This window comes from Blastococcus sp. MG754426, from assembly GCF_021699055.1.
GTDB lineage: Bacteria > Actinomycetota > Actinomycetes > Mycobacteriales > Geodermatophilaceae > Blastococcus.
Map to the genome: position 1 here is coordinate 24337 of NZ_SSXC01000051.1, position 6204 is coordinate 30540.

Annotated in this window: 8 protein-coding genes; 6 read left to right on the plus strand and 2 right to left on the minus strand. The window is 70.6% G+C overall.

The genetic code is table 11. From position 1 onward, the window contains the following. Nucleotides 1–10 precede the first annotated feature (10 nt). Nucleotides 11–418 (minus strand): four-helix bundle copper-binding protein, encoded by a 408-nt coding sequence (locus E9549_RS15710; protein ID WP_113801677.1) that lies wholly within the window; start codon nt 416–418, stop codon nt 11–13. A gap of 205 nt (nt 419–623) precedes the next feature. Here E9549_RS15710 and E9549_RS15715 point away from each other — a divergent pair, with 205 nt between their 5' ends. From E9549_RS15715 to E9549_RS15730, 4 genes are all read left to right on the plus strand, one after another. Beyond that, nucleotides 624–929 (plus strand): metal-sensitive transcriptional regulator, encoded by a 306-nt coding sequence (locus E9549_RS15715; RefSeq protein WP_113801678.1) that lies wholly within the window; start codon nt 624–626, stop codon nt 927–929. Between the two features lie 85 nt (nt 930–1014). Then, nucleotides 1015–1272 (plus strand): heavy-metal-associated domain-containing protein, encoded by a 258-nt coding sequence (locus tag E9549_RS15720; protein ID WP_113801679.1) that lies wholly within the window; start codon nt 1015–1017, stop codon nt 1270–1272. A gap of 56 nt (nt 1273–1328) precedes the next feature. Continuing rightward, the gene (locus E9549_RS15725; protein ID WP_166509680.1) at nt 1329–1505 is read left to right on the plus strand and encodes a hypothetical protein; all 177 of its coding nucleotides are present in this window, start codon (nt 1329–1331) and stop codon (nt 1503–1505) included. An 86-nt stretch (nt 1506–1591) separates the two neighbouring features. Further along, nucleotides 1592–3967 (plus strand): cation-translocating P-type ATPase, encoded by a 2376-nt coding sequence (locus E9549_RS15730; RefSeq protein ID WP_113801680.1) that lies wholly within the window; start codon nt 1592–1594, stop codon nt 3965–3967. A 78-nt stretch (nt 3968–4045) separates the two neighbouring features. Here E9549_RS15730 and E9549_RS15735 read toward each other — a convergent pair whose 3' ends face one another. Then, on the minus strand, nt 4046–4654 hold the full coding sequence (locus E9549_RS15735) for a DUF305 domain-containing protein (protein ID WP_113801681.1): 609 nt from the start codon (nt 4652–4654) through the stop codon (nt 4046–4048). Between the two features lie 598 nt (nt 4655–5252). On the opposite strand from E9549_RS15735, the gene E9549_RS15740 reads away from it, so the two are divergent. Both E9549_RS15740 and E9549_RS15745 read left to right on the plus strand, forming a co-directional pair. Then, a complete protein-coding gene (locus E9549_RS15740) occupies nt 5253–5594 on the plus strand; it encodes an NADH-quinone oxidoreductase subunit A (protein ID WP_113801682.1) in 342 nt (113 codons plus the stop codon). After that, nucleotides 5585–6204 (plus strand): hypothetical protein (locus tag E9549_RS15745; protein WP_236827485.1); only part of this gene is annotated, 620 nt, incomplete at its 3' end. The genes E9549_RS15740 and E9549_RS15745, both read left to right, overlap by 10 nt.

Consider the following 6204-nt stretch of genomic DNA (forward strand, 5'->3'; position numbering starts at 1 on the left):
AGGTGCTGCGTCAGCCGAGGGAGCTGAGCAAGTCCCGGCAGGCTGCTTCACAGCGCCGGCACGATTCGGCGCACACCCGGCAGTGCTCGTGCATCTCTGCGTGCTCGGCGCACTCGTCGCCGCAGGCCTTGCACGCTGCCGCACACGCCTCGAGCACAGCACGGGTGACGTTCGCGTCGTAGCCGGTGTGCCGGGAGAGGACGCGGCCGGTCGTGTCGCAGACGTCGGCGCAGTCCAGGTTGCTACGGATGCACTTGGTCAGTTCGGCGACCATGTCCTCACTGAGACAGGCATCGGCGCACGCCGTACAGGCCTGGGCGCATTCGAAGCAGGCCTCGATGCACTCCTGCAGCTTCTGGCGGTCCACCCCGCCCAGGTCCTTGGGGTAGGTCTCGAGCATCTGACTCGCAACGCTCACGATGGCTCCTCCCTGTGCCGGCGTGGCGGACCGCCCGCCGTCGGGCACCGGCGCCCGCGGCCATACCCGCGCGTCCGTACGGATAACGCCTCCTCCGTCGGGTAGTCCCACCAGGTCCACGATGTGCCGCGGAGCCGCTAAGTCAGGGGAGAGGAATACCCCGGCGGGGTACCTTTGTTGAAGGGGTGCGACGGAGGGAGGCGGCGTGACGTCGACGGACCAGGTCAGTGGGCACGGCTACATCAACCGCAAGGGCGACTACCTCAAGCGCTTGCGGCGGATCGAGGGCCAGGCCCGCGGGCTGCAGCGGATGGTGGAGGACGAGAAGTACTGCATCGACATCCTCACCCAGGTCTCGGCCATGACCAGAGCGTTGCAGTCGGTGGCCTTGGGGCTCCTCGAGGAGCACATGAGCCACTGTGTCGTCGAGGCGGCCGCCACCGGTGGTCCCGAGGCCGACGCGAAGGTGCGCGAGGCGTCCGAAGCCATCGCGCGCCTCGTCCGGTCCTGACCGGACTGCTCTGGCGTGAGCTCCCGGGTCTCCCGCCCGTCACGGACAACCGCAACCCAACACTACGAAGAACGGAGTACACCTCATGAGCACCGCTACCTACACCGTCGTCGGCATGACCTGCGGCCACTGCGTGAGCTCGGTGACCGAGGAGGTCAGCCAGGTGCCCGGCGTGACCGGGGTCGACGTCGACCTGGCCACCGGTGGTCTCACCGTCCGCAGCGAAGCAGGCGTCGATGACGGGGCCGTCCGGGCCGCCGTGGAGGAGGCCGGTTACGAGGTGGCCGCACCCGCCGCGTCGGCCGGTGGCCGGGCGTCGGGTTGCGGTTGCGGCTGCAAGTGATCCGCCGACCGCCGCCGGCCGGCCCGGGGGTCGCACATGGTGAGGGAGGGGCCGACATGACGACCTCCGCCAAGGTCGGCGCCTACCTCGTCGGCCTCGCCGTCGTCTTCGTCGCTGCGATCGGCCTCGGCAGCGCCGTCGGGCCGGTGGGTCCGGCCGGTGAGCGGGTCGAGTCACCGGCGCAGACGGACGTCCACACCGAGACGGACAGCCACGGCGAGACGAACCACTGAGGACCCGGCCCGGGGTGGGCGGCCACCGGTTGCCGCCCCGGGTCCGCGGTCCTCGTCTTCAGCAGCAACTCCCTGACAGGAGAACCATGAGCGCCGCGATGAACGACACGACGCCGCAGATCCCTGCGGACGGCGAGCAGGTCGAGCTGGCCATCCAGGGCATGACCTGCGCGTCGTGCGCCATGCGGATCGAGAAGCGACTCAACAAGCTCGACGGTGTGACCGCGACCGTCAACTACGCGACGGAGAAGGCCAAGGTCACCTACGGCGACGGAGTGACCCCCGAGGATCTTCTCGCTGCCGTGGAGAAGGCCGGCTACAGCGCCCGGCTGCCGGAGCCGCCCGCCTCCGGGCCCCGGCCCGAGGACCGCCCCGAGCTCGCAAGCGGTGAGGAGGACGGGGTCCTTCTGCTGCGCCAACGAGTCCTGGTGTCCACGGCCCTCACCGTCCCGGTGATCGCGCTGGCGATGGTCCCGGCCCTGCAGTTCACGTACTGGCAGTGGCTCTCCCTGACGCTGGCCGCACCGGTCGTCGTGTGGGGGGCGTGGCCGTTCCACCGGGCTGCCTGGACCAACCTGCGACACGGTGCCGCCACGATGGACACGCTGGTCTCCATGGGGACGCTGGCGGCCTTCGCCTGGTCGCTGTACGCCCTGTTCCTCGGCACCGCCGGCGAACCGGGCATGACCCACCCCTTCGAGTTCACCATCGAGCCAACTGACGGTGCGGCCAACATCTACCTCGAGGTGGCCGCCGGGGTGACCACCGCCATCCTCGCCGGCCGCTACTTCGAGGCGCGGTCCAAGCGCCGGGCCGGCGCCGCGCTCCGCGCCCTGCTGGAGCTCGGCGCCAAGGAGGTCTCGGTGCTGCGCGGAGGCCGTGAGGAGCGGATCCCGGTGGACCGGCTCGCCGTCGGAGACCTCTTCGTCGTCCGTCCCGGGGAGAAGATCGCGACCGACGGCGTCATCACCGAGGGCTCCTCCGCCGTCGACGCCTCGATGCTGACCGGCGAGTCGGTGCCGGTCGAGGTCGGGCCGGGGGACGCCGTCGTGGGCGCCACCGTCAACGCCGGCGGCCGGATCGTCGTCCGGGCCACCCGCATCGGCTCGGACACCCAGCTGGTCCAGATGGCACGGCTGGTGGAGGAGGCCCAGAACGGCAAGGCCGAGGTGCAGCGCCTGGCCGACCGGATCTCGGGCATCTTCGTGCCTATCGTCATCGCGCTGGCCGCGGCCACCCTCGGCTTCTGGATCGGCACCGGCGCAGGGCTGTCCGTCGCCTTCACCGCCACCGTCGCCGTCCTGATCATCGCCTGCCCCTGCGCCCTGGGGCTGGCCACACCGACCGCCCTCATGGTGGGCACCGGCCGGGGCGCCCAGCTCGGGATCCTGATCAAGGGTCCGGAGGTGCTGGAGTCGACCCGGGTCGTGGACACGGTTGTCCTAGACAAGACGGGGACCGTGACCACCGGCCGGATGACGCTCCTCGACGTCGTCCCCGCCCCCGGAGAGCAGGCCGAGGAGGTCCTGCGGCTCGCCGGTGCGCTGGAGGACGCCTCCGAGCACCCCATCGCCCAGGCGATCGCCCGGGCCGCCACCGAGCGGATCGGCACGCTGCCGCCGGTCGAGGGCTTCACGAACCTCGAGGGTCTCGGGGTCCAAGGCGTGGTGGAGGGCCACGCGGTCCTGGTCGGGCGGCCCCGGCTGCTGGCCGAGTGGTCGCAGCAGCTGCCGGCCGAGCTCGCGCGCGCCAAGGACGCCGCGGAGGCCGAGGGCCGCACCGCGGTCGCCGTCGGCTGGGACGGCGCCGCCCGCGGTGTGCTCGTGGTCGCCGACGCCGTGAAGGACACCTCCGCGGAGGCGATCCGCCAGCTCCGCGACCTCGGGCTCACCCCCGTCCTGCTGACCGGCGACAACGAGACCGTCGCCCGCTCGGTCGCGGCGCAGGTGGGCATCGACGAGGTGATCGCCGAGGTCCTGCCGCAGGACAAGGTCGACGTCGTCAAGCGGCTGCAGGGCGACGGCAAGGTCGTCGCGATGGTGGGGGACGGCGTCAACGACGCGGCGGCCCTGGCCCAGGCCGACCTGGGACTGGCCATGGGCACCGGTACCGACGTCGCCATCGAGGCCAGTGACCTGACCCTGGTGCGCGGGGATCTCCGGGCGGCCGCCGACGCCATCCGGCTCTCGCGCAGGACGCTGGGCACCATCAAGGGGAACCTCTTCTGGGCCTTCGCGTACAACGTGGCCGCACTGCCCCTGGCCGCCGCCGGGCTGCTCAACCCGCTGATCGCCGGAGCGGCCATGGCCTTCTCGTCGGTGTTCGTGGTGTCCAACAGCCTGCGGCTGCGCCGGTTCCAGCCCCTGGCCTCGACCTCCGCCGATGGTGGTGCCGGGATCGGCCACCGGCCGGAGGGTGCGGCACGATTCACCCAGCGGAGGGGTGCCTCGCTCCCGGAGTGACGGCGATGAGCGGGGCCGGGCAGTGCCGGGGCCACAGCTGGCGCCGCCCGGCCCCGGAACTGCCGGCGAGAACGGGGGTCAGTCCGTGGGGCAGTCGCGCAGCGCCGAGCCCTCGAACTCCGGGACGGGCCGATCGTTGGCCTGCTCGACGGTCTCGGCCTCGCCGTTCTCCTCGATGTCCTCGATGAGCCACTCCATCTCGGCGATCTCCTTCTCCTGGGCGACGATGATGTCGACGGCGAGCTGGCACACGCGGACGTCGTCGATGTCGGCGCGCTCGGAGCGGGTGATCGCCATCGAATGGTGCGGAATCATCGCCTGCATCCAGTCCCCGTCGTCCACGGTGGTCTGGCTGCGGTCGAGGGCGATGCCGCCGCCCAGGAGCACGAGGCTCGCCGCGACGATGGCGATGTTGGCCTTCGTGTTCTTGTACATGTTGAGCATCCAGGCCAGCATGACCAGACCCATGGTGCCGCCCATGGCGAGCGCCATGAACACCCGGCTCTCGCTGAACTGGACGTGGCTCCACTCCCAGGTGCTCATGAACATGACCCAGTACATGACGACCATGGCCGTGAGGATCATGGCGCCGAAGCGCAGGTACATGTTCCTGGTCATCTTGGCCTCGTGCGACTGCTCGTCGCCGTGACCCTGCTGCGTCGCGTCGTCGGCCTTCTTGATCGCCATGATGGGTCCTTTCTCTCGCCGGGTCGCGGGGAAGGTCACCGGCCCGCACTCCCGTGCCCACCCTGGCTACTGCTCGACCGGTAGCACAGGCTCTCGGCCGGACGTCGTCGCTCGGCCTCGAGCAACCTCTCCGGTCACGAGCACGGGCGGCACGGCGGCACACCCCGCACGGCGCGCATGCCCGGACAGTCGTACGGATAAACCGGTGGCCCCGCGGCCGCACCGTCACGGTCCCGGCACGGTCGTCGCTGCCGGTCATCCCAGGTTCCGGCGCTTGCCCCTAGCCGGCAACCCACTGCGGACAGGGAGCCCAGTGCATGCGACTGGGCCTCCGACGTGAGGAGGTCGAGGGCGACCTCAGGACCGTCGACGCGCAGGCGGTGTGACGCTCATGCGGGTCCTGCCCTGATGGTTCTCGCCCGCTCCAGTGGCATCACATATCCACCGCTGTCGGCGTTCCGAACGCGAGAAATGTGTCGCGCCGGTCACACGCGGGCTAGCTTTCCCCGTGCGATGCGGCCTCATCCGTGCGACCGTGCGGATGACCTATCAGGGGCCATCCCTGCCACCCGCAACCCCGACGTGAGGGGATTCGACGATGGTCGCTGTGCTCCTCCTCGTGTCGCTGGCGTGCGTCCTCGTTGCCGCCCTCTATGCGTCATCGCTGGCGCTGGCGCCGGTCCGCGAGCCGGCCCATGTCCTGCCCTTCGAGTCCGGCATGCTGCCGCAGCAGCACGCGGTCTCGCGCTACCACGCCCGCTGGTACGCGGTGACGATCCTGTTCCTAGCGTTCGACATGGAAATGATCTTCATGTATCCGTGGGCCGTCGTCGTGGCGGACATGGGCGTCCAGGCCGTCGTGGAGATGTTCGGCTTCCTCGCCGTCCTGCTCGTTGGGGTCATGTACGTCTGGCGTGAGGGTGCGCTGCGATGGACCTGATAGCCCGCCTGCGGAACTGGGCGCTGACGAGGCCCCGGGTGCTACTCGTCGATGTCCCCGGCGCTACGACGTTCCGGTGGTCCGTCGAGGCCGAGTTGGACCGGCGCGGCTGGCGGCGCGCCGTGTCACCCGCGGACACCGATCTGCTGGTCGTCCTTGGTGAGCCGGGCCCGGAGCTAGGAGAAGCCGTCGACGTGCTGTGGAGTCAGGTTCCCGAGCCTCGGCACCGGGTGGACGTCCAGCGCGCCAGAGACGTCGCCGTCGCTCTGGACGAGGGCCGAGCGGCGCTGGTCCGGCGGCCCGGATCAGGAGCAAGAGGAGACGACCGGTCGTCGCCGGCCTCGTTGCTCGCCAAGAACGAGGACGAAGACGCTGACGACGAGGGCATGGGCACCGCCGACGACGAGGGCATGGACCACGGCGGTGGCCGCGCGGGCATGGACGACGACGCCGGTCGTGAGGACGAGGAGGGCGAGGGTGTAGATCACGGGGCCGGTCACGAGGGCATGGACCACGGGAGTGGTCACGAGGGCATGGGCCACGGGAGTGGTCACGAGGGCATGGGCCACGGGAGTGGTCACGAGGGCATGGGCCACGGGAGTGGTCACGA